Consider the following 25,230-nt stretch of genomic DNA (forward strand, 5'->3'; position numbering starts at 1 on the left):
CCAAGGAGGCGGCGTGAGCACGGCGGTGCAGACCGAGGTGAGCGGCGGGATCGGCAAGCGGTCCCTCGGGCAGCGGCTGATCGGCGCCAACACGTTCTGGATCGCGCTGGTGCTGCTCGCGCTGATCGCGGTGTTCACCGTGCTCGCGCCGAACGAGTTCGCCACCGTGTTCACGTTCCAGACGCTGCTGATCGAGACGTCGGTGCTGCTCGTGCTGTCGGTCGGGATGACGTTCGTGATCATCACCTCCGGCATCGACCTGTCCGTCGGCTCGGTGCTGATCTTCTCCGGCATGGTCTGCGGCAAGACGATGGAGGCGCTCTCCGGCGGCAACGCGAGCGCCGCCGGCTGGGGCGTGATCACCGTCGGGCTGATCGCCGCGGTGCTGGCCGGGACGGCGTGGGGGCTGATCAACGGGTTCCTCATCGCGGTGGCGAAGATCCCGCCGCTGATCGTGACGCTCGGCTCGATGGGCGCCGCGCTGGGTGCGGCGTACCTGCTCAACGGCGGTTCCGACGTGCGCAGCGTGCCCACCACGCTGAACCGCACGCTCGGCTACGGCACGTCGTTCGGCGGCATCCCGAACCTGGTGCTGGTGGCCGCGGTGATCACGCTGATCGGCGCGTGGCTGCTGCACACCACCCGCTTCGGCCGCTACACCTACGCCGTCGGGTCGAACGCCGAGGCCGCGCGCCGGGCCGGGATCGCGGTGACCGCGCACCTGCTCAAGGTGTACCTGCTGACCGGGTTCCTGGCCGGGGTCGCGGGCTTCCTGTCGCTGGCCTACTACGCCTCGACCACGATCACCGCGCACACCAACGACAACCTCAACGCGATCGCCGCGACCGTGATGGGCGGGACGAGCCTGTTCGGCGGGGTGGGATCGGTGCTGGGCACGGTGATCGGGGTGTTCATCCCGGCCGTGCTGAAGAAGGGCTTCAACATCACGCACGTCCAGGACTTCTGGCAGATGATCGCGGTCGGCGCGGTGCTGGTGGCCGCAGTGTGGTTCGACCAGCGGCGCCGCCGCGCACGCAATTCCCGGTGACATCCCAATACAGCGAGGTAGGGAGAGGGATCGGATGAGGTTCGCGAGGATCGCCGGACTGGCGGCGGCCGCGGTGTTGCTGGCCGCCTGCGGGTCCGGCCAGGTCGGCGGCTCCGGCGGCGCGCCGGTGGAGAACAACAAGCGGCTCACGCTCATCCCGGGCGTGCAGGCGGAGCCGTTCTACATCTCGATGCAGTGCGGCGCGCAGGCCGAGGCGCAGAAGCTGGGCTACACGCTGGACACCTCGGCGCCGCAGAAGTTCGACGCCGCGCTGCAGACGGAGAAGGTCAACGCGCTGGGGTCGAACCCACCGGCCGCGCTGCTCATCGCGCCGACCGACGACACGGCGATGCTCGCGCCGATCCAGCAGGTCGCCGCGCGCGGGGTGAAGATCATCGAGGTCGACACGTCGTTGAAGGACACCAGCGTGGCGCAGTCGTCGATCTCGTCGGACAACACGGCGGGCGGTCAGCTCGCGGCGGACACGCTGGCGCAGCTGGTCGGCGGGAAGTCCGGATCGGTGCTGGTGCTGGACACGATCGCGGGCACCTCGACGACGAACGCGCGCGCGGCCGGGTTCTCCGAGCAGCTGAAGAAGTACCCGAACCTGAAGTCGGTGGGCATCCAGTTCACGCAGAACGAGCCGGGGGAGGCCATGTCGAAGGTGACCGCGGCCCTGGCGTCCACTCCGGACCTGGTGGGGATCTTCGCGACCAACCTCAACACCGGCGAGGGCGCGGCGGCGGGCCTGCGCGGCGCCGGCAAGGCGGGCCAGGTCCAGCTGGTCGGGTTCGACGCGAGCCCGTCCGAAGTGGAGGGTCTGCGCAACGGCGAGTACCAGGCGCTGATCGCGCAGGACCCGGCGATGATCGGGCAGCAGGGCGTCCAGCAGGCGGTCGCCGCGCTGGAGGGCAGGCCGGTGACGCGCAACCTCACGGCGCCGCTGCACTCCCTCACCAAGGCGAACATGGACGCCCACAGCCAGTACTTCTACAAGCAGTCCTGCTGAGGGAGCCGGGGAGGTGCGCCCCTGGGGGTACGCACCTCCCCGGCGTCACCGCAGCGTCTTCAGGTGCTGGGTCAGCCACCCGCGGGTCGCGCGCCACAGCCCGGCGCCGAGCGAGACCCGCGCGACGCCGAGCCCGGCCAGTTCGGCGACGGGACCGTTGGCGTTGACCGCCGCCGGGCTCACCGCCCGCACGAACTCGCCCAGGACTTCGCGGTCCCGCAACAGGATCGGGTACACGCAGTCCGCACCCGCCGCGAGATACGCCCGCGCCCGCTCGATCGCCTCGGGCAGCACGGCACGCGGGTCGGCGGCGCCCAGGAACACGTCGATGCGGGCGTTGATCACCAGGTCCCGGCCCGCGGCCTCGCGCACCGCCGCCAGCCGGGCCGCCTGCTCGTCCACCGGTCGCAGGCCGCCGCGCGGGTGGTCGGTGTCCTCGTAGTTGCAGCCGACCGCGCCGGTGTCCAGCAGCCGCGCGGCGAACTCGGACCCGGACAGCCCGTAGCCGCTCTCGGCGTCCACCGTCACCGGCACCGACACCGCGCGGGCGATGCGCGCGGCGGCGGCGAACATCTCCCCGGCGGGCGCGGCCTCGCCGTCCGGATAGCCGAGCGCGGCGGCGACCGCGACCGAGGACGTGGCCACCACCGGGAACCCGGCCTCCTCGACCAGCCGCGCCGTGTCGGCGTCCCACGCGTTCGGCAGGATCAGCGGGTCGCCCGGGACGTGCAGCGCCCGCAGCGCCTCGGCGGTCACCGGGGGTTCGCCGGGAGCGGCTTGTGGCTGGTGACCCCGAGCCGGTTGAAGGCGTTGATCACCGTCGCCGCCCAGGCGACCGCGACGTACTGCTCCTGCGTGAACACGCTGGTCGCCTGCTGGTAGACGTCGTCGGGCACGTCCTGGTGCTGCGGCAGCCGGGTCATCGCGTCGGTCAGCGCGAGCGCGGCCCGCTCCTGCTCGGTGTAGAGGTCGGTCTCCCACCACGCGCTGAGCATGAGGATCCGCCGCTCGCTCTCCCCCAGCTTGCGGGCGTCCCGGGCGTGCAGGTCGAGGCAGTAGGCGCACCCGTTGAGCATCGACGCGCGGATCTTCACCAGCTCGATCAGCCGCTGGTCCAGTCCCGCGTCCGCGGCCGCCTTCTCGACGACGGTGTGCAGGTGGAGGATCGACTGGTAGGCCTCGGGCAGCGCGGCGGACAACTGGATTCGCTCGGTCATACGACCAAACTAACCCGCGCTGGCCCACGGGTATGGTCCAGTTTCGTGACAGGTTCGTGGTCCAGTTCCGATCTGCATCTCGACTGGTCGCCGTCCGAGGGGCGGCGCGGGCTGGCCGACGCGTTGCGGCGCGCCGTCCGCGAAGGCCGGCTCGCCCCCGGCACGGCGCTGCCGTCCACGCGCGCGCTCGCGGCCGACCTCGGCATCGCCCGCGGCACCGTCACGCGCGTCTACAACGACCTGACCGCCGAGGGGTACCTGCGCACCAGGCAGGGCGCGCCGACCCGGGTGGCCGCGGACACGCGCACCCCGGCCGAACCACGCGAGAAGTCCGGGCCGCCCACCTCCGCCTGGTTCCGGGACGCGCGCTGGGACCTGTTCCCCGGGCGGCCGGACCTGTCGGCGTTCCCGCGTGCGGCGTGGGCGTCCGCCACGCGCCGGGTCGTGCAGTCGATGCCCGCGGGCTCGTTCGACTACGGCGATCCGGCCGGGCCGGCCGCGCTGCGCGAAGCACTGGCCCGGTACCTCGCGCGCAGCCGCGGCGTGCTCGCGGAGCCGGACCGGATCGTGGTGTGCGGCGGCTACTCGCACGCGATCGGCGTGCTGGGCCACCTGTTCGACGAGATCGCCTTCGAGGACCCGTCGCTGCCGGAGTTCCGCGAGGGCGCGGCCCGGGGCGGCGCGAAGATCGTGCCGGTGCCGGTGGACGAGCGCGGGATCCGGGTGTCCGACCTGGACAGTCCGGTGGCGGTCGTGACGGCCGCGCACCAGTACCCGCTCGGGGTCACGCTCGCGCCGGAACGCCGCTCCGCGCTGGCCGGCTGGGCGGCGGCGGGCGGCCTGGTGATCGAGGACGACTACGACGGCGAGTTCCGGTTCGACCGCCAGCCGGTCGGGGCGGTGCAGTCGCTGGCGCCGGAGCGGATCGTCTACGCGGGCGGGGTCAGCAAGACGCTCGCGCCGGCGTTGCGGATCGGGTGGCTGGTCCTGCCGCGGCGCCTGGTCGGCCCGGTGCGCGACACGATGGCGGCGCTGGGCTGGCGGTCGCCGGTGGTGGACCACCTGGTCCTCGCCGACCTGCTGAACTCCGGCGCCTACGACCGGCACGTCCGGCAGCGCCGCGTCGCCTACCGCCGCCGCCGGGACCGGCTGCTCGCGGCACTGCCGCCGGAGTTCGTGCCGGAAGGCATCTCCGCCGGGCTGCACCTGGTGCTGCGCGTGCCCGGCGAGGCTGCGGTGCTGCGCGCGCTGCGCCGCCGGTCGGTGGCGGTGGACCACCTGAGCCGCTACTGGATGGGCTCCGGTCCCGGCGGGCTGGTGATCGGCTACGCGACCCCGGCCGAGCACGCGTTCGGCCCCGCGGTGGAGGCGCTGGTGGACGGGCTACGCGCGGTCGGACCGTAACGCGGCCAGCAGCTCGTCCGCGGCGGTGTAGGGGTCCAGCTCGCGGTCGACGACCTTCTTCGCCACCGACGGCAGGTGCCCGCCGCCGTGCAGGTCGGTCAGCCGCGCCTGCAGCTCGCGCAGGGCGATCGCGGCCACCTCGCTCGCGGCCCGCTCGGCGCGGCGGCGGGCCAGCTCCCCGTGCGCGGCGAGCCAGTCGTGGTGCTCGGACAGCGCCTTGACCAGGTCCGGCACGCCCTCGCCGCGGGCGGCGACCGTGCGCACGATCGGCTGCCGCCAGCTCTCGCCGCGGATCTCCCGGCGCGCGAAGGCGATCATCTGCTTCAGGTCGCGCACCACGATCTCCGCGCCGTCGCGGTCGGCCTTGTTCACCACGAACACGTCGGCGATCTCCAGCACCCCGGCCTTGGCCGCCTGGATCCCGTCGCCGAGCCCGGGCGCCAGCAGGACCACCGTGGTGTCGGCCAGCTTCACGACGTCCACTTCGGACTGTCCAACACCGACGGTCTCGATCAGCACGACGTCGAACCCGGCGGCGTCGAGCACCCGCACCGCCTGCGGCGTCGCCCAGGACAGCCCGCCCAGGTGCCCGCGGGTGGCCATCGACCGGATGAACACGCCCGGATCGGTCGCGTGCTCGGTCATCCGGATCCGGTCGCCGAGCAGCGCGCCGCCGGAGAACGGCGACGACGGGTCGATCGCCAGCACCCCGACCCGCTTGCCCTCCGCGCGCAACGCGGACAGCAGCATGGACGTCGAAGTCGACTTGCCGACCCCGGGCGGTCCGGTCAGGCCGATCACCCGCGCCCGCCCGGTGTGCGGCGTGAGCGCCGCGGCCACCTCGCGCAGGCGCGGGTGCGCGTCCTCGACCAGCGAGATCAGCCGGGCGACCGCGCGCGGCTGTCCCTCCCGCGCGCGGTCGACGAGCTCCCCGACGTCCAGTGGCACTACAGCGCGGGCACCTTGATCAGCAGCGCGTCACCCTGGCCACCGCCACCGCACAGCCCGGCCGCGCCGAGACCGCCACCGCGGCGGCGCAGCTCGTGCACCAGGTGCACGGCCAGCCGGGCGCCGGACGCGCCGATCGGGTGGCCGAGCGCGATGGCGCCGCCGTCGACGTTCACGATCTCCGGGTCGATGCCCAGCGCCTTGGTCGACACCAGGCCGACCGCGGCGAACGCCTCGTTGATCTCCACCAGGTCCAGCGCGCTCGCGTCCAGCTTCGCCTTCGCCAGCGCGGCCTTGATCGCGTTGGACGGCTGCTCGTGCAGGCTCGCGTCCGGCCCGGCGACCACGCCGTGCGCGCCGATCTCGGCCAGCGGCTCCAGACCCAGCTCCTCGGCCTTGGCCCGGCTGGCGACGATCACCGCGGCCGCGCCGTCGGAGATCTGCGACGCCGAACCCGCGGTGATGGTGCCGTCGGCGGCGAAGGCCGGGCGCAGCTTGGCCAGGCTCTCGGCCGTGGTGTCGGCACGCACGCCCTCGTCGGTGTCGAACACGACCGGGTCGCCCTTGCGCTGCGGGATCGACACCGGCGCCAGCTCGGCCTTGAACCGCCCGGCCTCGGTCGCGGCGACCGCGCGCTGGTGCGAGCGGGCCGCGAAGGCGTCCTGGTCCTCGCGGGTGATGCCGTAGCGGGAGTTGTACTTCTCCGTCGACGCGCCCATCGCGCACTGGTCGAAGGCGCAGAACAGGCCGTCGTAGGCCATGTGGTCGAGCAGCGTGGTGTCGCCGTACTTGAAGCCGGAGCGCGACTTGGGCAGCAGGTGCGGCGCCTGGGTCATCGACTCCTGGCCGCCCGCGACCACCAGGTCGAACTCGCCGGCGCGGATGAGCTGGTCGGCCAGCGCGATCGCGTCCAGGCCGGACAGGCACACCTTGTTGATGGTCAGCGCGGGCACGTCCATCGGGATGCCGGCGGCCACCGCGGCCTGCCGCGCCGGGATCTGGCCGGCGCCTGCGGTGAGCACCTGGCCCATGATCGTGTACTGCACCTGGTCCGGGGAGACCCCGGCCTGCTCGAGCGCGGCCTTGATGGCGATCCCGCCGAGCTGCGCCCCGGTGAAGTCCTTCAGTGAACCGAGCAGACGCCCGATCGGGGTACGCGCCGCACCCAGGATGACGGAACCGGACACAACAGCCTCCAACAGACGAACGACGGCGGTCGATCCGACGATACCCGGAGCGGCCGTCCAGTACAGGTGTGAGCCGCGGCACCCACGCACCGCGGTGCCAAGCCTTATCCTCACCACTATGAATGACGCGCTGAAGCCGTTCGTGACGACCATCGACCACGTCGGCATCGCCGTCGCCGATCTGGACGCCGCGATCGACTTCTACGCGGACAACTTCGGCATGATCGCCACGCACTCCGAGGTCAACGAGGAGCAGGGCGTGCGCGAGGCGATGCTGCACGCGCCGGGCGACGAGAACGGCCCCGCCGTCCAGCTGCTCGCGCCGCTGCGGCCGGACTCGACGATCGGGAAGTTCCTCGACACCAAGGGCCCCGGTCTGCAGCAGGTCGCCTACCGCGTCACCGACGTCGAGGCCGCCGCCGAGGCGCTGCGGGCCAAGGGGCTGCGCCTGCTGTACGACAAGGCCAAGCGCGGCACCGCGAACAGCAAGGTCAACTTCGTGCACCCGAAGGACGCCGGCGGCGTCCTGGTCGAGCTGGTCGAGCCCGCCGCGTCGCACTAACCCGGCGCGGGCCGGGCCATCAGCGCGTCGGCGATGAAGTTCAGCTCCCGCTCCATCAGGTCCGGCGGATCGTCCCCGCCGTGCCGCGCCACCGAGTGCCGGTAGCTGACCGCGAGCGCCAGCAGCCCGGCCGCGCTGTCCACGTCGGCCACCGGCAGTGCGCCGTCCCCGGCGGCGATGATCACCGTGCGCACCTGGCGGACCAGCTGCTGGAACCGGTCGTGCAGCGCGTCCCGCACCGCGCGGTGGGTGTCCGCCTCCCGCCACAGCAGGTGGGACAGCATCCGCGACCGGGCCAGGCGCGCGTCGAGCTCGGACACCAGCCGCCGCAGGCTCTCCGCGATGTCCCCGGGCACGACGACGCGGGTGGCGTCGATCTGCTCGTCGGGCAACCGCTTGATCAGCGCGCTCAGCAGGTCGGACTTGCGGCGGAAGTAGTAGTGCACCAGGCCCTTCGGCACGCCGGCGCGCTCGGCGATCCGGGAGGTCGGAGTGGCGTCGAAACCGCTTTCCGCGAACAGGTCCTCGGCCGCGCGGAGGATCCGCTCCTTGGCCGGGAGGTCGTCCCCGTGTTCGGTCCGCGCCACTCCGCCCGCCTCTCGTACAGCTCGCCGGCCCACAACGCTAACCGAAAACCGGCTCGTCGTGGGCCGACCGGTGTGACTGCCCTCAGTGCGCGGTCGTCATCCCACCGCGGTGCACCGCGTTCGCCACCGGCAGGGCCGCCAGCCCGGCGATCGCGGTCAGGGCGCCGATGATCCACGAGGACCACGCCGCCACGTCCAGTGCCGTGTAGGTCATCACCCACGGCGCGATGAACAGCAGCGCCCCGAGGATGACCTGGACCCCCTCGCCGTAGACGAGGCCCGGCATGGACAGCGAAAGCAGGCCGTCCAGCGCGATGAGGGCGCCCAGCACGATCATCGTCCACATGGTCGCGGTGTCGGTGTCGGCCCACAGTGGCGTCAGCACCGCCACCACCCCGAGCACGACCTCGGCCCAGTCGTGCGGACGGGTCCACGCCCGCTTCGAACGATCAGCCATTCGTGATCACCTCCGAACCCGATCCGGGAGACCACGCGGCGCGGTCTCCGCACTGCCATGGTGCGCCTTGATTGGCCGGCCGGTCAATCACACCCGGATTACGGTCAAATCGGACAGTGGCGGAGGACGTTACTGGCCAGTAATGTCATCTCCTCCGACCCAGCGCAGGGAGACCGACATGACGATCACGGACATCCGGGACGCGATCCTCACCGGCGAGACCGCCGAGGTGGGCGCCCTGCCGGTGCCCGAGGCCTACCGCGGCGTGACCGTGCACGCGGACGAGGTCGCCATGTTCGACGGGATCCCCTCCCGCGACAAGGACCCGCGCAAGTCGCTGCACGTGGACGAGGTGCCCACGCCCGAGCCGGGGCCCGGTGAGGCGCTGATCGCGGTGATGGCCAGCGCCATCAACTACAACACCGTGTGGACGTCGATCTTCGAGCCGATCCCGACGTTCAAGTTCCTGCAGCGCTACGGCAGGCTCTCGCCGCTGGCCAAGCGCCACGACCAGCCCTACCACGTGGTCGGCTCGGACGCGGCCGGCGTCGTGCTGCGCACCGGGCCGGGCGTGCACCGGTGGCAGCCGGGCGACGAGATCGTCGCGCACTGCCTCAACGTCGAGCTGGAGGGCCCGGACGGGCACAACGACACGATGCTCGACTCCGACCAGCGGATCTGGGGGTTCGAGACGAACTTCGGCGGGCTGGCCGAGCTGGCGCTGGTCAAGGCCAACCAGCTGATGCCCAAGCCGGACCACCTGACCTGGGAGGAGGCCGCCTGTCCCGGGCTGGTCAACTCCACCGCCTACCGGCAGCTGGTGACCACGAACGGCGCGAACCTGAAGCAGGGCGACGTCGTGCTGATCTGGGGCGCCTCCGGCGGGCTCGGGTCGTACGCGACGCAGTTCGCGCTCAACGGTGGCGCGATCCCGGTGTGCGTGGTGTCCAGCCCGGAGAAGGCGGCGATCGTCCGCCGGATGGGTGTCGAACTGGTGATCGACCGGACCGCGGAGGGTTACCGGTTCTGGCGGGACGAGAACACGCAGGACCCGAAGGAGTGGCAGCGCTTCGGTGCGCGGATCCGGGAGCTGACCGGCGGTGAGGATCCGGACATCGTGTTCGAGCACCCGGGCCGGGAGACGTTCGGCGCGTCGGTGTACGCGGCACGCAAGGGCGGCACGATCGTCACGTGCGCCTCCACCTCGGGATACCTGCACCAGTACGACAACCGGTACCTGTGGATGAACCTGAAACGGATCATCGGGTCGCATTTCGCGAATTACCGCGAGTCGTGGGAGGCCAACCGGTTGATCGCGAAAGGCCTGATCCACCCGACGCTGTCGAAGACGTATCCGATGACCGAGACCGGGCAGGCCGCGCTGGACGTGCACCGCAACGCCCACCAGGGCAAGGTCGGTGTGTTGTGTCTCGCCCCCGAGGAGGGTTTGGGCGTGCGCGACGCGGAGAAGCGGTCGAAGCACATCGACCGGATCAATTTGTTCCGCGGCGCCTAAGTAGTCTGGGCCGTATGAGCCTTGGCGACGAACGAGAGCTTGTACCGCTCGGCGCGGGTTTCGACCTGGCCAAGCGCGGTTACGACCGCCACCAGGTCGACGAGCACCTCGAACGGCTGGACAGCGACCTGAAAATGCTCGCCGCCGACCGGGATGCCGCCATCTCGCAGGCCGGCGACCTCGCCCGGCAGCTCGAGCAGGCTCGCGGGGAGATCGAGAACCTGCGCGGCCAGGTCGAGCGGCTGGGCCAGCCGCCGACGACGGTCGAGGGCCTGTCCGAGCGGTTGCAGCGCATGCTGCGGCTGGCGCAGGAGGAGGCGGCCGACACGCGGGCCCGCGCGGAGGCCGAGGCCGGGCACATCCGGGCGAAGGCCGAGTCGGACGCCAGCGCCATGCGCGCCCGCTACGAGCAGCTGCTGGCCGAGCTGGACGCGCGGCGCAAGGAGATGGAGGCCGAGCACCGCACGGTCCTGGAGACCGCGCGCGCCGAGGCCGAGTCGATCACGACCAAGGCCAAGGAGGAGCGCGACCGGCTGAATCGCGAGGCCGAGCAGCGCCGCACCCAGGTCGAGGAGGACTTCGAGATCGCGATGGCGGCGCGCCGCACCGAGGCGATGCGGGTGCTGGCGGAGCAGGAGGCGACGAGCAAGGCGGAAGCCGAGCGCCGCGTCCGCGAGGCGACGGACGAGGCCGCGGCGATCCGCAAGAAGGTCGCGGAGGAGGAGGCCGCCGCGAAGGCCGAGATCGAGCGCCGCCGCCGCGAGTCGATCGAGGACGCCAACCGGCGCAAGACGGAGTCGATCACCGAGGCGAACGCCCGCCTGGCGGAAGCGTCGGACGAGGCGGCCCGCCGCGTGCGGGAAGCCACGGAGGAGTCGACGCGCCGCATCAACGCGGCGGCCGACCGGGTCGAGGCGTTGCGGAAGCTGCGCGCCGCAATCGCCGAACAGGTCAAGGCAGCGCGCGAAGTGCTGGTAGAGGCCGACTCAGTCCTCGGCGAGGCCGAACCGGTGATCGAGCCGCTGCCGGAGGAACGCGAGGCCGCCCCAGCGGGAAAACCGTCGGGACGGCAGTGAAGCCCGGCGGAGGAGCCACTGCCGAGCGGCAGTGACACCTCGGCGACGAGCCACTCCCGAGCGGCAGTGACACCTCGGCAACGAGCCACTCCCGAGCGGCAGCGACACCTCGACAGGGATCCGGACGGGCGTCCCTCTTCGGCCGGAACCCCTCCCTCCCCGCAGGGAGTGAGGCCAGGCGGGGACTGAGCCACTGCCTGAGCCGGCCTGCCGTCATGCAGGTCCCGCCGGTGGTCAGGATGCGCCCCACTCGCAGCACAGCGCGGCCCGGAAGAGCTGGCGCCTCGGCCGGACCCACACAGCGCCCCGCTCCGGCCAGCACCGGACCAGCTGGACTGGCCCTCCGGCCCCGCCGCCCACCAGCCCTCCGCTGTCGAGCACCTGTCACCGGGGCGGTTGTCCCCAGGTGACGAGGCGCGCGGGGCATGCTGTCACGGCCCGCCGAAGAACGGGCAAACCTCACCGGTGGCGGGGCTGCGCAGAAACCGACTGGCGAGTAACCTAGGGCGCCACTTGCGAAAGCGCACAGGCGCGCACCCTTGCCGGAGGTATTGGGATGGCTGCATACCGGACCGTGGTTGTCGGTACGGACGGGTCTGATTCATCGTTCCGCGCGGTCGACCGGGCGGCGGCCGTGGCCGCGGACTCCGGCGCCACGCTCGTCATCGTGTGCGCCTACTACCCGGCGAGCAGGCAGGACGTGGAGAAGGCCCAGGACGTCCTGGGCGAGGAGGCCTACCAGGTGGTCGGCTCGGCGCCGGCCGAGGACACCCTCCGCAGCGCCCGCGACCGCGCCCTCAAGGCAGGCGCGGGCTCGACCGAGACCATCGCCGTGGTGGGCGAGCCGGTCGAGGCGCTGCGCAAGGTCGTCTCCGACAAGTCGGCCGACCTGCTGGTCGTCGGCAACCGCGGGCTGAACACGCTCACCGGGCGCCTGCTCGGGTCGGTGCCGTCCGAGGCGGCGCGCAAGTCGGGGGTCGACGTCCTGATCGTGCACACCACGTAGGCCGGCGTGGACTCCGAGCGCCTCGAGAGCATCCTGCTCGGCGGCAAGCGCCGCTACACCCGGCTCGAGGTGGCCGACAAGGCGGGTGTGCCCATCGAACGGGCCACCCGCCTCTGGCGTGCGCTGGGGTTCGCCACGGTCGGCGACGACGAAGTGGTCTTCACCGACGCCGACATCGACGCCGTGCGCACCGCCGACCAGCTGATCTCCTCCGGGCTGCTCGACCAGGGCCTGGAGGCGCCGGTGGCCCGCACGCTCGGCCTGCACCTGTCGCGGCTCGCGGAGTGGCAGGTGCGGATGCTGTGGACGCTGATCACCGAGAACGAGGGCCTCGGCCGGGACGACGCGCAGATCGTCACGCTCGTCGAGCGCCTGCTGCCGGAGTTGCAGCGGGTGCAGGACTTCGTGTGGCGGCGGCACCTGGCGGCCTTCGCCGGGCGGGCGCTGGCGTCGCCCGAGGAGGACCTGGAGGCGCGGACCGAGGTCGTCGGGTTCGTCGACATGGTCGGCTACACGCGGCTGACCCGGCGCCTGGCCGAGAGCGAACTCAGCGCCGTGCTGGAAAGCTTCGAGCTGCTCGCGACCGAGGTCATCGCCGACCACCACGGCCGCGTGGTGAAGATGATCGGCGACGAGGTGCTGTTCGTGGCCGACGCGCCGGCCGACGCGGCCGGGATCGCGCTGACGCTGACCGAGCGCACCGCGGCCGACGCCGAACTGCCGGAAGTGCGGGCCGGCCTGGCGGCCGGCCGGATCCTGAGCCGCTTCGGCGACGTGTACGGATCGGTCGTGAACGTGGCCGCGCGGCTCACGTCGGTAGCGCGCCCCGGAACGGTGCTGATCGACCGCGAACTGGCGGGCGAACTGGCCGACCTGCCGGGTTTCGCCGTGCGCTCCCGCCGCCCGGTGACCGTGCGCGGCTACACGCGGCTGCACCCATACGTGCTCCGGCGCGGCTAGCCAGGGCCGAAAGCCCGCACTTGCCAGCCGCGTAGAGCCGTCCTCGAATGCGAACAGCCGTGATCATGGATAACGGTTCGAGGACATCGTTCAATGATGCGTCACACCAGAGGCCCGACCACCGATACCGCCCGGGAGAACATCAGCGAGGAGTCACCGAATGACCCAGCCCTACGGCCAGTGGCCGCCGCAACAGCAGCAGCCCTACCAGGCGCCCTACCCACCACAGGGCTGGCAGCAGCAGTATCCCCAGTACCAGGTGTACCCGCAGCAAGCGCCGGTGTTCGTACCGCAGAACAGCATGGGTACCGCGGCGTTGGCGCTGGGCATCATCGGGTTGTTCGTGATGCCGTTCCTCGGTGTGCTGGCGATCGTGTTCGGCTCAATCGGAATCAGCCGGGCCAATCAGCGGCTCGCCACGAACGGTGGCGCCGCGACCTGGGGCTTGATTCTCGGAATCTTCGAGGTCGTGGTGCTCGTCGTCTACCTCGCCGTCTGGGTGTGAAGACCATGAACGACTGATCGGGTTCCTTGACGCCCGATTCACTGACGACAGCTTCGAGGCCCGCACGAAGATGCTCGTAGAGCTTGACGAGCCTCCCCGGTTGTCCGCCGTGAAGCCGGGGGACGGCCGTGGACCGCCCTCGACAACCAGCCGTCCTCAGACGCTCGGCCGATGTGCGGCGGATATCGCCTGAGCTGCGACAACAGTTCCGGAAGCCCCTTTGGCTCCCACGCCCCCCCCCGATTCGGGTTTCCCGAGGTCAACGCCCGTCGGGCAGGACCGCGTACTGGCGCACGTACAGGTCGGTGTAGGTGACCGGCCCGCGGGGGCCCGGCACCCGGTCCAGGTTGATGCCGGTCTCCGGCACGGCGAGGAGCTTGAAGCCGTCGAGCAGGCGCGTCGGGGCGTTCCAGAACACGCCGGTTCCGGTGTAGCCGTCGAGGAAGGCCGTCGCGGTCTCGGCGTTCTCGGTGGCGATGCCCGCCGCCAGGCCGGAGGTCTGCTCGTTGGCGATCGAGACCGCCTCGGCCACGCCGCTGACCTGCGCGACGGTCACGGTGGCCTCGTGGTCGGAGTCGAGCGCCCACTCGTAGCCGATGGCGTGCTCGTGCGGCGGCAGGGACGGCGTCACCTTCCGCGCGGCCAGCGCCTCGGAGATGACCGGCCACAGCTGGTCGTGCACCGCGGAGTGGATGAGCAGCAGGTTCAGCCGGTTGCAGACGCCCAGCCGGTCCAGGCTGTTGAACACCAGGTCGCGGACCTTGTCGGCGTCGGCGGCCTCGTCGACGTACAGCACGCCACCGCCGTCGGCGTGGGCGAGCGTCCGGACGCCGTGCTGGGCGGCCTCCAGCGCGAGCGCGCGCGTGCTCTCCCCGCTGCCGCGCAGGATGACCAGCGGCACCAGGTCCGGGAACCGGACCAGGGCCGCGGCGGCCCCCCGCTCGACGCGCGGCACCAGCTGCACGACGGCGGGGTCGATACCCGCGTCGGACAGCGCCGGGGCGATGACCACCTCGAGCAGTCGCTGCGCGGAGCCCAGCGCGGCCGAACCGGTGCGCAGCACCCCGCCATTGCGGGACTTGACCAGCTGCGACGCGACGTCGACCGTCACGTTGGGCCGGGCCTCGTAGTTCGCGCCGATGACGCCCACCGGGCGGCGCCGCTCGACCAGCCGCAGGCCGTCGGGCAGCGCCTTCACCGGGATCGCGCGCTCCGGGTGGGGCGAGCCGGCCAGCAGGCGCAGCTGCTCGGCCATGCCGGTGAGCCGCTCCTCGGTGATCGTGAGACGGTCGAGCAGTCCGGCGCTCATGCCTTCCTGCTCCGCGCGCGCCACGTCGGCCCGGTTGGCCTCCAGGACGCTCTCGCGGGCGTCGAGGAGACGGCCGGCCATGGCGGTCAGCGCCGCGTCGATGGCCTCGTCCGACGCGGTGGCCAACGACGGGGCCGCCGCCTTGGCCGCCCGTGCGCACTCCTCAACAGCCTTCGCCACCTCGTCGGACACCGCTACCTCCACGCTGGAAACTGGGAGCCTCCAGTGTGCCGCACGGGCAGGTCAGGGCTGCAGTGCGGGTTCGAGCAGCCAGACGCCGCCGACGAACAGGCACGTGACCGCGATCACGCCGAGCATGAGCATCCACAGCGCGGCCGGGACGCCGGTCAGCCGGGCGAGCTGGTCCGCGTCGGAGTCCCGCGCCGCGCCGCGCCGCCGTTTCATCTGCAGCTCGATGACCGGCCGGAGCCCGCCCAGCAGCAGGAACCACGTGATCAGGTAGATGAACCACGCTTGCACCTGCGGCCCGGCGACCAGCGCGACCACCGCGAGCCCGCCGGCGGTGAGGACCACGGACAGCACGCCGTAGGCGTTACGGACCATGACCAGGACGCCGAGCAGCAGCAACGCGGCGAGCGCGAGCAGCACCGTGATGCGGCCCGCGGCCAGCAGGCTCGCGAAGGCCAGGCCGAGGATCCCGGGCGCCGGATAGCCCGCGAGGGCGGTCAGCACCATGCCCGGGCCCTCGGGCTTGCCCCGGGAGACCGTGACGCCCGAGGTGTCGGAGTGCAGCTTGATCCCCTGCAGACGACGCCCGGCCAGCACCGCGACCAGCGCGTGACCCGCCTCGTGCACGATCGTCACCACGTTGCGGGCCATCCGCCAGGGCGCGCCGGACAGCACCAGCAGGAGCGCCACACCGCCGGTCACCAGCGGCACCGGAATGGACGGATCCGGCTGCGCCCCGAAGAGACCCGCCAGCACGTCGAACTCTGCCGTCGCCTCGTTCACGCGCGAAGCTCACCACATGTGGGGTGCACTCCCTGTAATCACCCCCATCGCGTTCACAGCTCCTTCACTGGTAGTTGGGTGCGGGACCGGACCCGCCTCGCAACACGGCCGCACGCCGCAGCTCCGCCCGGCCGTGTTGACAGAGCGGCGCCCCATCAGACCCCGCGCGGCAGCTCCGCCCGGGCGTGTTGACAGAGCGACGCCCCGCCGGGCCGCGTGCGACGGCTCTCCGGGCCGAGGTGACAGAGCGAGGCCCCGTCAGGCCCCACGCGTCAGTTCCCCGCCCGAGGGGACAGAGCAAGGCCCCGCCACCTCACATGCAGCGGCTCCTCCCCAACCGAGGTGAGAGAGCGAGGCCCTGCCATCCCCGCACGCGGCGGCCCCTCTCACCGAGGTAGCAGCGTGGGCGCTCTGCCAGGCACGGTGGCAGCTCCCGCCCACGTGACGGTGCGGGCGATGTGTCAGGCGGCTTGCGTTGGCGCCTCCGTCGCTGCCCCGGCCGCGCTGGGCATCGGGTGGTGGGTGCGGTCCACTCGGAACAGGAGGGCTGCCCAGCTGCGGTACGGGGCCCACGCATCGGCGATCGAGGCGAGTTCCGTGGTCGATGCGGCGGGGCGGTCGTAGGCCCGGCGCATCTCCTCGAGCAGGTATCGCTCGTCCGTGGGGAAGACGTCCGGGTGGCCGGCGCCGCGGATCAGGATCAGCTGCGCCGAGAACGCCCCCACACCAGGCAGGGCGCGCAGTGCGTCCAGGGCATCCGCGGGATCCGCCGCGCGCAAGGCATCCGGGTCGAGGACGCCGGTCAGCGCGGCTTCGGCGACCACGCGCAGACGGTCCACTTTGATCTCCGGCAGCCACGACGGCGCGGGCATCTCCAGCAACTCCGCCGGCGCCGGGAACGACCACAACGGACGCCCGTCGACATCGAGCTGCTCACCGTGCCGTTCAGCGATGCGTTGTTTGAACAACGCCGCCTGCGTGAACCGGATCCGCTGGCCGATGATCGCCCAGCAGGCGGCCTCGTACGGCGACGTGAACAGCACCGGCCGCAACCCGGGATACCGCGCCTGCAACGCACCCACCACCGGATCTCGCTCACCGACCGCCGCGAAACCGGAGCCGTCCACGTCCAGTGACAGGATCCGCGCCACGTGCCGCGCCGCCTCCTCGACATCCGCTTGCCCCGCCACCACAGTGACTTCGACGGACCCCGGCGCCCGCTGCCGCACCCGCACCCCCGTATGCACCCACCTGCCCGGCAACGGGAAGGCCAGCCGGAGCGTGCCCGGCTCCTCCGCCGCGTCCGGGCGCGACGCCGGCGCGAACCCCTCCAGGAAACCGGCCGCCGCCGCGAGGTCGAACGGCCCCGGCACAGCGATCTCGACGGTGCCCGTCACACTGCTCGTCATCGTTGCTCTCCTTCGGTTCGACGATGATGGGATGACGGTAGCGGGACCCACCGACAATTCCGGGAAAACCAGTTGCCCGCCTCGCTACGGTGGGGCCATGGGTATGTTCTCGCAGTCCTGCATGGTGTTCGCCCGCTTGCGGCGCGCCTGACGCAGTGGCTGCCCTTCCACACCGAGTTCCCCACCGCCGGCCGCTGCGTCATGAGCTTCCTGCCCGCTCTCATGACGTGGAGTTCCCATGCCCTCGGCACCCCGTGCCGGGCGATCCGCCGGCGTGCATTTCCTTGCCACACCGGCGATCGCCGCACAACTCGTCCAATCCTGCACCGTCGGCGGTGACGATCTCGTCCTGGAGATCGGCGCCGGACAGGGCGCCCTCACCCGTCACCTCGCCGCCACCGGCGCGCGCATTCTCGCCGTCGAGCGAGATGACCACTTCGTGCGCCGCCTGACCACCCATTTCGGTGATCGGCCGAACGTTCGCGTCGTGCACGGCGACGCCCGCGACATTCCCCTGCCCGAAGGAAGTTCCTGCTGGTGGCCAATCTCCCGTACGCGCTGTCGACCACGATCCTGCGTCGCATGCTCACCGCCCGCACCGCGCTCCACCGTGCCGCGGTGATCGTCGAATGGGGCTTCGCCAAACGGATCTGCGCGACCGTGCCCCGCCAGCTCGAACAGGCGTGGTGGGCCGCCCGCTTCGACCTCGAACTGGTGACCCGGATCGGCCCGCACCACTTCTCCCCGCCACCGCGCGTCGACTCCGCGCACCTGGCGATCCGCCGCAACTCGTTCCCCCGCTCGGCCGAACGAGCACTGTGGACAGTCCTGTCCAGCGCCTACCGCCACCCCACCGCACCGGCGGACCGGCTGTTCGACCGGCGCGCCCTGCGCCGCGCCGGAATCCAGCCGACCGAACCCGCCGCCACCGTCCCGCCCCACGCCTGGGCACGCCTGGCGCGCGACCTGTCCCCCGGCCGCACCTGGCCGGCCCTGCCGAAACGGCTCCGGGAGTGACGAACTCTCAGGAAAATCTTCTCAGGAGATTTCCGGGTCGCTCCACAGGATTCTCACAAGAACGCGGACCAACCTCATGAGCATGAACGAGAACGAGTTCCGGGCGAGCCAGGCCGGCGGGGTCCCGCCGACCTACAGCCACCCCCACTACCAGCAGCCGGTCGCGGCCGCGCCGGTGCTCACGCCCCCGCGGCCCAAGAAGAAGCGCGTCGCCGCACTCGTCACCGCCGGCACCCTCGCCGCGGCCGTGATCGGCGGCGCCAGCGGAGCCGCCGTCGTGGCCCTCGACAGCGGCACCTCCACGGGCACGGCCACGTCCGCGACCACGGTGTCCAGCACCACGAACACCGACGTCAGCGCCGTCGCCGCCAAGGTCCTGTCGAGCGTCGTGCAGGTCAACGTCACGACCCGCCAGGGCGAGGCCATCGGATCCGGCGTGATCCTGACCGCCGACGGCAAGATCCTCACCAACGCGCACGTTGTGTCCGACGCCGTCGGCGACGTCACCATCACCCTGTCCGACGGCACCGAGTACCAGGCCAGCGTCCTCGGCGCGGACACCAAGGCCGACATCGCCGTCCTGCAAGCCAAAGGCGCCAGCGGCCTCACCGCCGCCACCCTCGGCGACTCCGGCAAGGTGCAGGTCGGCGAACAGGTCGTCGCCATCGGCTCCCCCGGCGGACTGCAGAACACCGTCACCTCGGGCATCGTCAGCGCCGTCGACCGCGACCTCTCCGACATCTCCAGCGGCGAGCCGGACACCCCGTTCGGGCAGACCGCCAACACCGCCAGCGACAGCCCCAGCTACACCGCCATCCAAACCGACGCCTCCATCAACCAGGGCAACTCCGGCGGACCACTCGTCAACATGAACGGCGAGGTCATCGGCATCAACTCCGCCCTCTACAGCCCGTCGGCCACCTCCACCGGATCCGTCGGCATCGGCTTCGCCATCCCCATCGACGACGCCAAGACGATCATCGCGCAGATCGAGAACAGCTGACACACCCGGAACGGGCCGCGGTCGGGGCGGCCCGTTCCGCTGTGCCGGACGGTCCCCGCGCGCGGCCCGCGTTAGGGTTTCCCGGTGACCGACCGTCTTGTCTGGATCGACTGCGAGATGACAGGGCTGGACCTCGCGAAGGACGCCCTGATCGAAATCGCCGCCCTGGTGACCGACGCCGACCTCAACATCCTCGGCGACGGCCTCGACCTCGTCATCCACGCCGATGACGACGTGCTCGCCGGCATGCCCGACGTCGTGCGCGAAATGCACGCCAAATCCGGGCTCACCGACGAAGTCCGCCGCTCCGTCACCACCCTCGAGGAAGCCGAACAACGCGTCCTCGACTACATCCGGACCCACGTCCCCGAAGCCAACAGCGCCCCCTCGCCGGCAACTCCATCGCCACCGACCGCGGATTCATCGCCCGCGACATGCCGGCCCTCGACGCCCACCTGCACTACCGCATGGTCGACGTGTCCTCGGTCAAGGAACTCGTGCGGCGCTGGTACCCCCGCATCTACTACGCCAAGCCCGAGAAGGGCCTCGCGCACCGGGCACTCGCCGACATCAAGGAATCCATCAGCGAACTCGACTACTACCGGCGCACCGCGTTCGTGCCCCTGCCCGGCCCCAGCACCGACGAAGCCCGCGCCGCGGCCGCCGAAGTGCAGCTCAAACACACCAAGTGACCCCCCGCGTGCCCCCGCTCGCGGGCACGCTACGATATCCCGGCTGGTGGCGATCGCAAGACGCCCCACGTGGTGGGTGTAGCTCAGCTGGTAGAGCACCTGGTTGTGGTCCAGGAAGTCGCGGGTTCAAGTCCCGTCACTCACCCCATGGCCCCACCCTGCTCGGTCGCTTCGCGGCCTCGCCGGGTGGGGTTCGTCATTTCCTCCGGGGGCCGAGCCCCCGGGCCCCCACGGTGCGAGCTCCTCGCCCTGGCGAGCCCTGGGCACGAATGGCGGGGACCAGCGTTGCCCGGACGAGGTCGCTGGGGCGACCTCATCGGGCCTCGGCGGGCGCGGGTGCGAGTGGCCTGGGGCTGGTCGCTTCGCGGCCTCGCCGGGTGGGGTTCGTCATTTCCTCCGGGGGCCGAGCCCCCGGGCCCCCACGGTGCGAGCTCCTCGCCCTGGCGAGCGCTGGGCACGAATGGCGGGGACCAGCGTTGCCCGGACGAGGTCGCTGGGGCGACCTCATCGGGCCTCGGCGGGCGCGGGTGCGAGTGGCCTGGGGCCGGTCGCTTCGCGGCCTCGCCGGGTGGGGTTCGTCATTTCCTCCAGAGGCCCCCGCAGCCCCAGGGCGCGAGCTTCCTCGCCCTGGCGAGCGCTGCGCGACCTCGTCGGGGCGTCGCGCCTTTAGCTGCTTGTGGGGGTTGTCCAGGCTGTCCAGGGGAGTTGCCAGACCGACCAGCCGTCGGTCGGTTCCAGGGGCTGGCCGCCGCTGTTCGTGACCGTGAACAGGTCGCCCTTCTTCGACAGGTCCATCAGCCACTTCGCGTTCGCGTCCGACAGGTTGATGCAGCCGTGCGACACGTTCCGGCGCCCCTGCGAACCCACCGACCACGGCGCCGAGTGGTAGAAGATCCCGCTGTTCGACAAGCGCACCGCGTACTTCACGAACGTCCGGTAACCGCCCGGAGTGTCGGCCGGGACACCGTACGTGCCGGAATCCATGGTGTAGCCGTTGTGCTCACTCATCACCGTGTACGTGCCCACCGGCGTCGTGTTACCCGGCTTGCCCATCGAGATCGGCAACGTCCGCACCTCGGCGTCGTTCACCATCACCTTCGCCTGGTGCGACGCCCCATCGGCGACCACGACCACCTTGTCACCCACTGTGATCTTCGCCGCACGGTCCTCCAGCCCGTACGCGCCGCCACCCAGCGGCTTGCCGTAGATCGCGGCCTCCACGGAGATCTTCGTGCCCGGTTGCCAGTAGTCCTTCGGCCGCCAGATCACCATGCTGTCGCTCATCCAGCGGAACGCGCCCTCGGTGACCGGCTCGGTCACCACCTTCAGCGCCCGCTCCGCCGCCGCCCGGTCGGCCACCTTCGAGTTGAACGTGAAGATCAACGGCATCCCGACGCCGACCATCTCCCCGTCCTGCATGTTCAACGAGACGGAGATCGTCTTCCGCGGCTTCGCCACCGTGGTGAACGTCGAGGTCGAGGTGACCTGCTTGCCGTCCCCGCCCACCGCGACCGCCGTCAGCGTGTACTGCTTGCCGTAGCCGAGACCGTCGGCGAACTCCCACGACGTGCCGTCCGCCGACAAGGCACCCGGGACGGCCTCACCCTCGGGGTTGCGCAGCGTGACCTCGGTCAACCTGCCGCCGGTAGCCGTCACCGAAACGGGTTCACCTGGCGCGACGTCCGCGGCACCGGACGACGGAACCACGGCGATCGACGCCGGCCGAGCAGCTTCCGCCGAAGCCGAGGCTGACGCCCCTGAACCGCTGGTACCGCCGTTGCCAGCCTCCGCCGTGCAGCCGGCCAGCAACCCGGCCGCCAGCACCAGGCAAGCCCATCTGCCCGCAACCACCGAACGCCGCATGATGCCCCCAATCCGGTGAAGATCGCCCGCTTCGTTCTCCTGCGCCCAGTCTGCCCGATCTCGCCGAGACGAGGGGCAAAGACCTGCCGAAACGCGAGAGGGGACCCCCGTGAACGGCCTCCCGCGGGCGTGCTAATCTTTTCTCCGTCGCCAGGGAGACCAGGCGGCCGAGGCCAGCGCCATTAGCTCAACTGGCAGAGCAGCTGACTCTTAATCAGCGGGTTCGGGGTTCGAGTCCCTGATGGCGCACAGTCACCCCAGGTCCTAGGGCCTGGGGTTTTTGCTTTCTGATCTTGGTGCCGTTTTACTGCCGTTTTTGGCGACGTCCAGCACGCCGAGCACTACTGCCGGGCGCCGGGACGGCAGGTTGCGGCCGATGTAGGTGTCTGTGGTTTGCGACACACGCGAGTGGCCGAGAAGGTCACTCGCTTCCCGGGCCGGAAGCGCGTCAGTGACCAGTGTCGCCACCGTCCGGCGGAACGTGCGAGGCGTGAACCAGTCGCCGATGCCGTGACGCTTGCGGAATGCCCGCCAGTCACGTCGAAGGTTGCTGGCCTCGCGGAGCCCGCCGAGCGTGTTTGGGAAGACCCAGCCGGTCAGTTCTTCGGGCCTGATGCCCTGCCTGGCGGCCACCCGGGCACGACGATCGAGCAGCATGTCAACGAGCCAGTCGGCCAGCGGAACGCCACGAAGCGCGTTGGCGCTCTTGCCCTCGTTGATCTTGGCGCCGTCCGCCTTCGTGCGGACCATGTTGCCCTCGACCCAGGCGACCTTCTTGCCGAAGTCGATGTTCTCCCAGCGGACGGCGATCCCTTCCCCGGTCCGCTCCCCAGTCCCGCCGTAGAACCGCATGATGTCGGCCAGGTCCTGCCGCTGTGCGATCTCGTCCGCGTCTGCCTTCGCGAAGATGTCCAGGACTTCATCAGCCGTGAGCGCCCTGGCCGGCTTCTTGCGCTTCCGATTCTCGACCGGCCGCGCGTCACGAACCGGGTTCACTTTGAGCGCCTCGTGCCGGACGGCCAGGCCGCACACTCCGGACAGGATCGCTCGGACAGTTCGCGCTGTACTGGCCGAGTACTCCTTGTTGATCGTCTGAACGATCGCGTCGACACGCCCCGCAGTGAGTTCGGAGATCGACAGGCCCTCGATCCGCGGCCTCACGAGCGTGCGCCAGCGCTGCTCGTAGGTGTCGAGTGAAGTCCCGCTCCGATTGCCCAGATCGACTTGCTCCCGGAACTCCTCCAGCCACTTCTCCCCCACCACCACGGCTTTGGTGTCGGGTTTGATCTGCCCTGACCCGATCTGACGATCAAGGAGCCGTTCTCGGAGCTTGTTCTCCGCAGCAGCCTTGGTAGCTGCCCAGCAGCGCACCTTACGCACACGTCCATCGACGTCCCGGTACTGGCACGAGGCCATGAAGCTCGATCCGTCCTTCTTGGCACTGATCTTGCCGTACGTCCCGACCGGCAGCCGCGGTCGCGCCATCCCGTCTGTTCCCCCTTAGGCAGCGTCGTCGAGCGATTCGAACCAGGCAATGACGTCGGCAGTCTTGTAGCGCAGGTACTTGCCGACGCGCTTGCCCTTCGGCCGTAGCCACGGGTCCGCCAGTCATACAGCGTGTTGACTGGGACGCCGAGGTACTCGGCGACGTCTTCCACCGTCCAGAGCCTTTCCATGTCTCGTGTCCTTTCACTTACAGGGCAAGGGTTTCCTCCGCCTCTTCGCATGCGATGCGTTTCCGCTCCCGCGCCTTGGCCGCGGCCGTGTTCGCCAGGGCGGCGTCACCGATGGTCAGCCAACCGATGCCGTCGAAGATCCAGTTGAGAGTGACGGCGGACTCGTCGCCGTCCTGGTCCGCATCGGCCGGCAGTGCGTCTTCGGGGCGTTCGCCGCGCTGGAATGCCTTACGGACGGCCCTCAGCGCTGTGAGAGTGGTGGAGTAGCGGCGGCTCTTGGTGGAGAAGTGACCGCCGAAGCCGAGCATGTGCGCCCATTTCCGGAGCTTGCCCCAGCCTTCGGCCCACTCGGTGCGCTGCTGCTTGCTGGTGTAGTAGAAGGGCCGCTGCCCGAGCCGCCAGCAGGCGACGAGCTGCCGGGACTGGTGGTTGTCGCGCTCGGCGTGCATGTTGGCGTCGAGCTGCGTGAGCCGCCGGGAGACGTGCCCGGCTTCCTCGGTGGCCTTCGTGGCGTACTTCGCGAGATAGGCCGGCACCGCCGTAGTTGTCAGCGCACCGCGGTCATCGTGATCACTCGCGTGAAGGTGAACGGGGCGGATGTCGCGCTGCTTGCCCCAGGTGAGGGTCCAGCCGGTGCGTCGCCGAGGGTGGGGTGCCGTGGTGAAGCGCGTGACGGTCGCAGCAGTGTCGATAAGGCTGCTCAGCAGCTCCGGCGTGATACTCGGGTCCGGCGCGATGATGGTATCCGGATCGTTCGGGTCAAGGCCATCGAGCCTGATCAGGGCGTGGAAGTGCACGACGCCGCGCCGCTGGTACTCGGCGACTTTGGCGTACGAGAGCCGGACCTGGACGCCTCGGTCCTTGGCCGCAGCCTTGAGGTACCGAGTGAACGTGATCGTGGTGCGCCGCCACAGCTCCCCGGCATGAAAGTTCCAGACGGCTTGGGCTTCATAGTCGTAGCAGTCCCGGCAGATCGGCTCCCCCACGCACGAGTCATCCTCGCCATGCCGCACGCGGCGCTCAGTGGAGCGACCGTGCGGGCAGAGCGGCGCGTACCGCCGAGGGCGACAGGGCTTGACCTGCCCGTTGCTGACCACGCGGGTGTGCACGGCCCCAAAGGCCGGCGCGGTGAGCGTGACGAAGAAGCACGGATGCTCGGTGACGGTCTCCGGCACGCCCTTCCCGCCGACGAGACCCGCTTTCACGAGCTGGTAGGTGTCGGCCCGGTAGGTCTCCGCACACGCGGGGCAGACCGAGGCCCGCCGGTTCTTGCAGGCGACGTAGAGCAGCCCGTCCGGCATGTCGTCGGTGACCCGCTCGACGTCACCGCCGCCCCATTCCGCTTCCACGCGCAGGCGGACCGGCCGGGAGCAGGCAGCCGCGGGCATGACGTGCGCGAGCCACCAGCGATACTCCGAGCTGGTGGCGCGGCGGAGGATGTCCGGCTCGGCGACGGCTCCCAGCCCCACCACGGTCTTGGTGGTGGGGCTGAGGGTCATGGTCGAGACGGTCACGGATGCTCCGGTCAGGCGAACAGGTAGGCGTAGGTCTCGACGTCGCGGGTGGTGGCCCAGCGCCAGCCCGCTAGAAGTTCGCCGGTTGGCGCGTAGGCGGGCAGCAGCGCGTAGGGGTCGAACGCGGAAATCGGCAGGGCGATGAAGCCGCCGATCTCGGGCGCGTGCGCGAGGCGGGCGACGTCGACGGCGTTGTTGTCGCCGGTGACGAAGACCCACAGCTGCTCGGGAGTGAGAGCCATCGGTTTGGTCGCGGTCAGCATGAGGGCAGTCCTCTCCTGCGAATCGAATTG

Annotated in this window: 24 protein-coding genes, 2 tRNA genes and 2 pseudogenes; 15 read left to right on the plus strand and 13 right to left on the minus strand. The window is 70.9% G+C overall.

The features are described from left to right. Positions 1-13 precede the first annotated feature (13 nt). A complete protein-coding gene (locus L1857_RS30575; RefSeq protein ID WP_116111245.1) occupies positions 14-1,048 on the plus strand; it encodes an ABC transporter permease in 1,035 nt (344 codons plus the stop codon). Between the two features lie 34 nt (positions 1,049-1,082). Then, positions 1,083-2,057, plus strand: a complete 975-nt coding sequence (locus L1857_RS30580; RefSeq protein WP_094006164.1) for an ABC transporter substrate-binding protein — start codon at positions 1,083-1,085, stop codon at positions 2,055-2,057. Positions 2,058-2,102: 45 nt separating this feature from the next. On the opposite strand, the gene L1857_RS30585 is transcribed toward L1857_RS30580, so the two are convergent. Further along, complete coding sequence (locus L1857_RS30585) at positions 2,103-2,813, minus strand: isocitrate lyase/PEP mutase family protein (RefSeq protein ID WP_116111244.1); 711 nt, start codon at positions 2,811-2,813, stop codon at positions 2,103-2,105. Beyond that, complete coding sequence (locus L1857_RS30590) at positions 2,810-3,274, minus strand: carboxymuconolactone decarboxylase family protein (RefSeq protein WP_116111243.1); 465 nt, start codon at positions 3,272-3,274, stop codon at positions 2,810-2,812. The genes L1857_RS30585 and L1857_RS30590 overlap by 4 nt, the downstream gene beginning before the upstream one ends. A 45-nt stretch (positions 3,275-3,319) precedes the next feature. On the opposite strand from L1857_RS30590, the gene pdxR reads away from it, so the two are divergent. After that, positions 3,320-4,678 carry a MocR-like pyridoxine biosynthesis transcription factor PdxR gene (gene pdxR / locus L1857_RS30595; RefSeq protein ID WP_116111242.1) on the plus strand — a complete coding sequence of 453 codons (1,359 nt, stop codon included), beginning with the start codon at positions 3,320-3,322 and terminating at the stop codon, positions 4,676-4,678. Here the strand turns inward: pdxR and meaB are convergent. Next, positions 4,658-5,626: a methylmalonyl Co-A mutase-associated GTPase MeaB gene (meaB, locus tag L1857_RS30600; protein WP_249467046.1), complete on the minus strand. Its 969-nt coding sequence runs from the start codon at positions 5,624-5,626 to the stop codon at positions 4,658-4,660. The two genes, pdxR and meaB, sit on opposite strands and share 21 nt — an antisense overlap. Next, complete coding sequence (locus L1857_RS30605; RefSeq protein ID WP_094006159.1) at positions 5,626-6,813, minus strand: acetyl-CoA C-acetyltransferase; 1,188 nt, start codon at positions 6,811-6,813, stop codon at positions 5,626-5,628. The genes meaB and L1857_RS30605 overlap by 1 nt, the downstream gene beginning before the upstream one ends. 118 nt (positions 6,814-6,931) lie before the next feature. Here L1857_RS30605 and mce point away from each other — a divergent pair, with 118 nt between their 5' ends. Beyond that, complete coding sequence (gene mce / locus L1857_RS30610) at positions 6,932-7,375, plus strand: methylmalonyl-CoA epimerase (RefSeq protein WP_094006158.1); 444 nt, start codon at positions 6,932-6,934, stop codon at positions 7,373-7,375. Here mce and L1857_RS30615 read toward each other — a convergent pair. After that, on the minus strand, positions 7,372-7,962 hold the full coding sequence (locus L1857_RS30615) for a TetR/AcrR family transcriptional regulator (RefSeq protein ID WP_094006157.1): 591 nt from the start codon (positions 7,960-7,962) through the stop codon (positions 7,372-7,374). The genes mce and L1857_RS30615 overlap by 4 nt on opposite strands. An 82-nt stretch (positions 7,963-8,044) precedes the next feature. Then, positions 8,045-8,419, minus strand: coding sequence for an SPW repeat protein (locus L1857_RS30620; RefSeq protein WP_094006156.1), 375 nt, complete (start codon positions 8,417-8,419; stop codon positions 8,045-8,047). Positions 8,420-8,597: 178 nt separating this feature from the next. Between L1857_RS30620 and ccrA the strand changes: the two genes are divergently transcribed. The 5 genes from ccrA (at position 8,598) to L1857_RS30645 (ending at position 13,482) form a co-directional block, all read left to right on the plus strand. After that, positions 8,598-9,935: a crotonyl-CoA carboxylase/reductase gene (ccrA, locus tag L1857_RS30625; RefSeq protein WP_249467051.1), complete on the plus strand. Its 1,338-nt coding sequence runs from the start codon at positions 8,598-8,600 to the stop codon at positions 9,933-9,935. A 14-nt stretch (positions 9,936-9,949) separates the two neighbouring features. After that, positions 9,950-11,011 carry a coiled-coil domain-containing protein gene (locus tag L1857_RS30630; RefSeq protein ID WP_116111239.1) on the plus strand — a complete coding sequence of 354 codons (1,062 nt, stop codon included), beginning with the start codon at positions 9,950-9,952 and terminating at the stop codon, positions 11,009-11,011. 556 nt (positions 11,012-11,567) lie between these two features. Beyond that, positions 11,568-12,017: a universal stress protein gene (locus tag L1857_RS30635; protein WP_017984484.1), complete on the plus strand. Its 450-nt coding sequence runs from the start codon at positions 11,568-11,570 to the stop codon at positions 12,015-12,017. A 6-nt stretch (positions 12,018-12,023) separates the two neighbouring features. Beyond that, positions 12,024-12,977, plus strand: a complete 954-nt coding sequence (locus L1857_RS30640) for an adenylate/guanylate cyclase domain-containing protein (RefSeq protein ID WP_094006153.1) — start codon at positions 12,024-12,026, stop codon at positions 12,975-12,977. 160 nt (positions 12,978-13,137) lie between these two features. Next, positions 13,138-13,482: a DUF4190 domain-containing protein gene (locus tag L1857_RS30645; RefSeq protein WP_116111238.1), complete on the plus strand. Its 345-nt coding sequence runs from the start codon at positions 13,138-13,140 to the stop codon at positions 13,480-13,482. A gap of 259 nt (positions 13,483-13,741) precedes the next feature. Here the strand turns inward: L1857_RS30645 and L1857_RS30650 are convergent, their stop codons facing one another. The 3 genes from L1857_RS30650 to L1857_RS30660 all read right to left on the minus strand — a co-directional run bounded on the left by L1857_RS30650 (position 13,742) and on the right by L1857_RS30660 (position 17,172). Next, a complete protein-coding gene (locus L1857_RS30650) occupies positions 13,742-14,983 on the minus strand; it encodes an aldehyde dehydrogenase family protein (protein WP_116111237.1) in 1,242 nt (413 codons plus the stop codon). 51 nt (positions 14,984-15,034) lie between these two features. Next, entirely contained in the window at positions 15,035-15,763 is a 729-nt protein-coding gene (locus tag L1857_RS30655; RefSeq protein WP_094006151.1) for a M50 family metallopeptidase, read from the minus strand. 461 nt (positions 15,764-16,224) lie between these two features. Further along, positions 16,225-17,172 carry a DNA-3-methyladenine glycosylase family protein gene (locus L1857_RS30660; RefSeq protein ID WP_094006150.1) on the minus strand — a complete coding sequence of 316 codons (948 nt, stop codon included), beginning with the start codon at positions 17,170-17,172 and terminating at the stop codon, positions 16,225-16,227. 238 nt (positions 17,173-17,410) lie between these two features. Between L1857_RS30660 and L1857_RS30665 the strand changes: the two are divergent. The 4 genes and pseudogenes from L1857_RS30665 (at position 17,411) to L1857_RS30680 (ending at position 20,032) form a co-directional block, all read left to right on the plus strand. Continuing rightward, positions 17,411-18,189 (plus strand): annotated as a pseudogene (locus L1857_RS30665) (ribosomal RNA small subunit methyltransferase A). Positions 18,190-18,271: 82 nt separating this feature from the next. Continuing rightward, positions 18,272-19,192 carry a S1C family serine protease gene (locus tag L1857_RS30670; protein WP_429728072.1) on the plus strand — a complete coding sequence of 307 codons (921 nt, stop codon included), beginning with the start codon at positions 18,272-18,274 and terminating at the stop codon, positions 19,190-19,192. 84 nt (positions 19,193-19,276) lie between these two features. After that, a pseudogene (gene orn, locus L1857_RS30675) lies at positions 19,277-19,884 on the plus strand (oligoribonuclease). A gap of 72 nt (positions 19,885-19,956) precedes the next feature. Then, positions 19,957-20,032: transfer RNA gene (locus tag L1857_RS30680), tRNA-His, on the plus strand. A gap of 518 nt (positions 20,033-20,550) precedes the next feature. Here L1857_RS30680 and L1857_RS30685 read toward each other — a convergent pair. Continuing rightward, complete coding sequence (locus L1857_RS30685; protein ID WP_429728074.1) at positions 20,551-21,591, minus strand: L,D-transpeptidase; 1,041 nt, start codon at positions 21,589-21,591, stop codon at positions 20,551-20,553. Here L1857_RS30685 and L1857_RS35825 point away from each other — a divergent pair. Beyond that, on the plus strand, positions 21,506-21,766 hold the full coding sequence (locus tag L1857_RS35825; protein ID WP_429728476.1) for a hypothetical protein: 261 nt from the start codon (positions 21,506-21,508) through the stop codon (positions 21,764-21,766). The two genes, L1857_RS30685 and L1857_RS35825, sit on opposite strands and share 86 nt — an antisense overlap. Before the next feature lie 157 nt (positions 21,767-21,923). Further along, positions 21,924-21,996, plus strand: a tRNA-Lys gene (locus L1857_RS30690). Positions 21,997-22,011: 15 nt separating this feature from the next. On the opposite strand, the gene L1857_RS30695 is transcribed toward L1857_RS30690, so the two are convergent. The 3 genes from L1857_RS30695 to L1857_RS30710 all read right to left on the minus strand — a co-directional run bounded on the left by L1857_RS30695 (position 22,012) and on the right by L1857_RS30710 (position 25,200). After that, the gene (locus tag L1857_RS30695; protein ID WP_116111234.1) at positions 22,012-23,232 is read right to left on the minus strand and encodes a site-specific integrase; all 1,221 of its coding nucleotides are present in this window, start codon (positions 23,230-23,232) and stop codon (positions 22,012-22,014) included. 208 nt (positions 23,233-23,440) lie between these two features. Further along, the gene (locus tag L1857_RS30705) at positions 23,441-24,937 is read right to left on the minus strand and encodes a replication initiator (RefSeq protein WP_240323243.1); all 1,497 of its coding nucleotides are present in this window, start codon (positions 24,935-24,937) and stop codon (positions 23,441-23,443) included. Positions 24,938-24,948: 11 nt separating this feature from the next. Beyond that, a complete protein-coding gene (locus L1857_RS30710) occupies positions 24,949-25,200 on the minus strand; it encodes a hypothetical protein (RefSeq protein ID WP_240323242.1) in 252 nt (83 codons plus the stop codon). Positions 25,201-25,230 lie beyond the last annotated feature (30 nt).

The organism is Amycolatopsis thermalba (genome assembly GCF_023376025.1).
Taxonomy (GTDB): domain Bacteria; phylum Actinomycetota; class Actinomycetes; order Mycobacteriales; family Pseudonocardiaceae; genus Amycolatopsis_E; species Amycolatopsis_E thermalba.

Bases quoted from the DNA above. Each gene is read 5' to 3' on its own strand.
- L1857_RS30580 (WP_094006164.1), top strand. From the start codon at position 1,083: ATGAGGTTCGCGAGGATCGCCGGACTGGCGGCGGCCGCGGTGTTGCTG.
- L1857_RS30590 (WP_116111243.1), bottom strand. From the start codon at position 3,274: ATGACCGAGCGAATCCAGTTGTCCGCCGCGCTGCCCGAGGCCTACCAG.
- mce (WP_094006158.1), top strand. From the start codon at position 6,932: ATGAATGACGCGCTGAAGCCGTTCGTGACGACCATCGACCACGTCGGC.
- L1857_RS30620 (WP_094006156.1), bottom strand. From the start codon at position 8,419: ATGGCTGATCGTTCGAAGCGGGCGTGGACCCGTCCGCACGACTGGGCC.
- ccrA (WP_249467051.1), top strand. From the start codon at position 8,598: ATGACGATCACGGACATCCGGGACGCGATCCTCACCGGCGAGACCGCC.
- L1857_RS30630 (WP_116111239.1), top strand. From the start codon at position 9,950: ATGAGCCTTGGCGACGAACGAGAGCTTGTACCGCTCGGCGCGGGTTTC.
- L1857_RS30635 (WP_017984484.1), top strand. From the start codon at position 11,568: ATGGCTGCATACCGGACCGTGGTTGTCGGTACGGACGGGTCTGATTCA.
- L1857_RS30645 (WP_116111238.1), top strand. From the start codon at position 13,138: ATGACCCAGCCCTACGGCCAGTGGCCGCCGCAACAGCAGCAGCCCTAC.
- L1857_RS30660 (WP_094006150.1), bottom strand. From the start codon at position 17,172: ATGACGAGCAGTGTGACGGGCACCGTCGAGATCGCTGTGCCGGGGCCG.
- L1857_RS30670 (WP_429728072.1), top strand. From the start codon at position 18,272: ATGAACGAGAACGAGTTCCGGGCGAGCCAGGCCGGCGGGGTCCCGCCG.
- L1857_RS30695 (WP_116111234.1), bottom strand. From the start codon at position 23,232: ATGGCGCGACCGCGGCTGCCGGTCGGGACGTACGGCAAGATCAGTGCC.
- L1857_RS30710 (WP_240323242.1), bottom strand. From the start codon at position 25,200: ATGCTGACCGCGACCAAACCGATGGCTCTCACTCCCGAGCAGCTGTGG.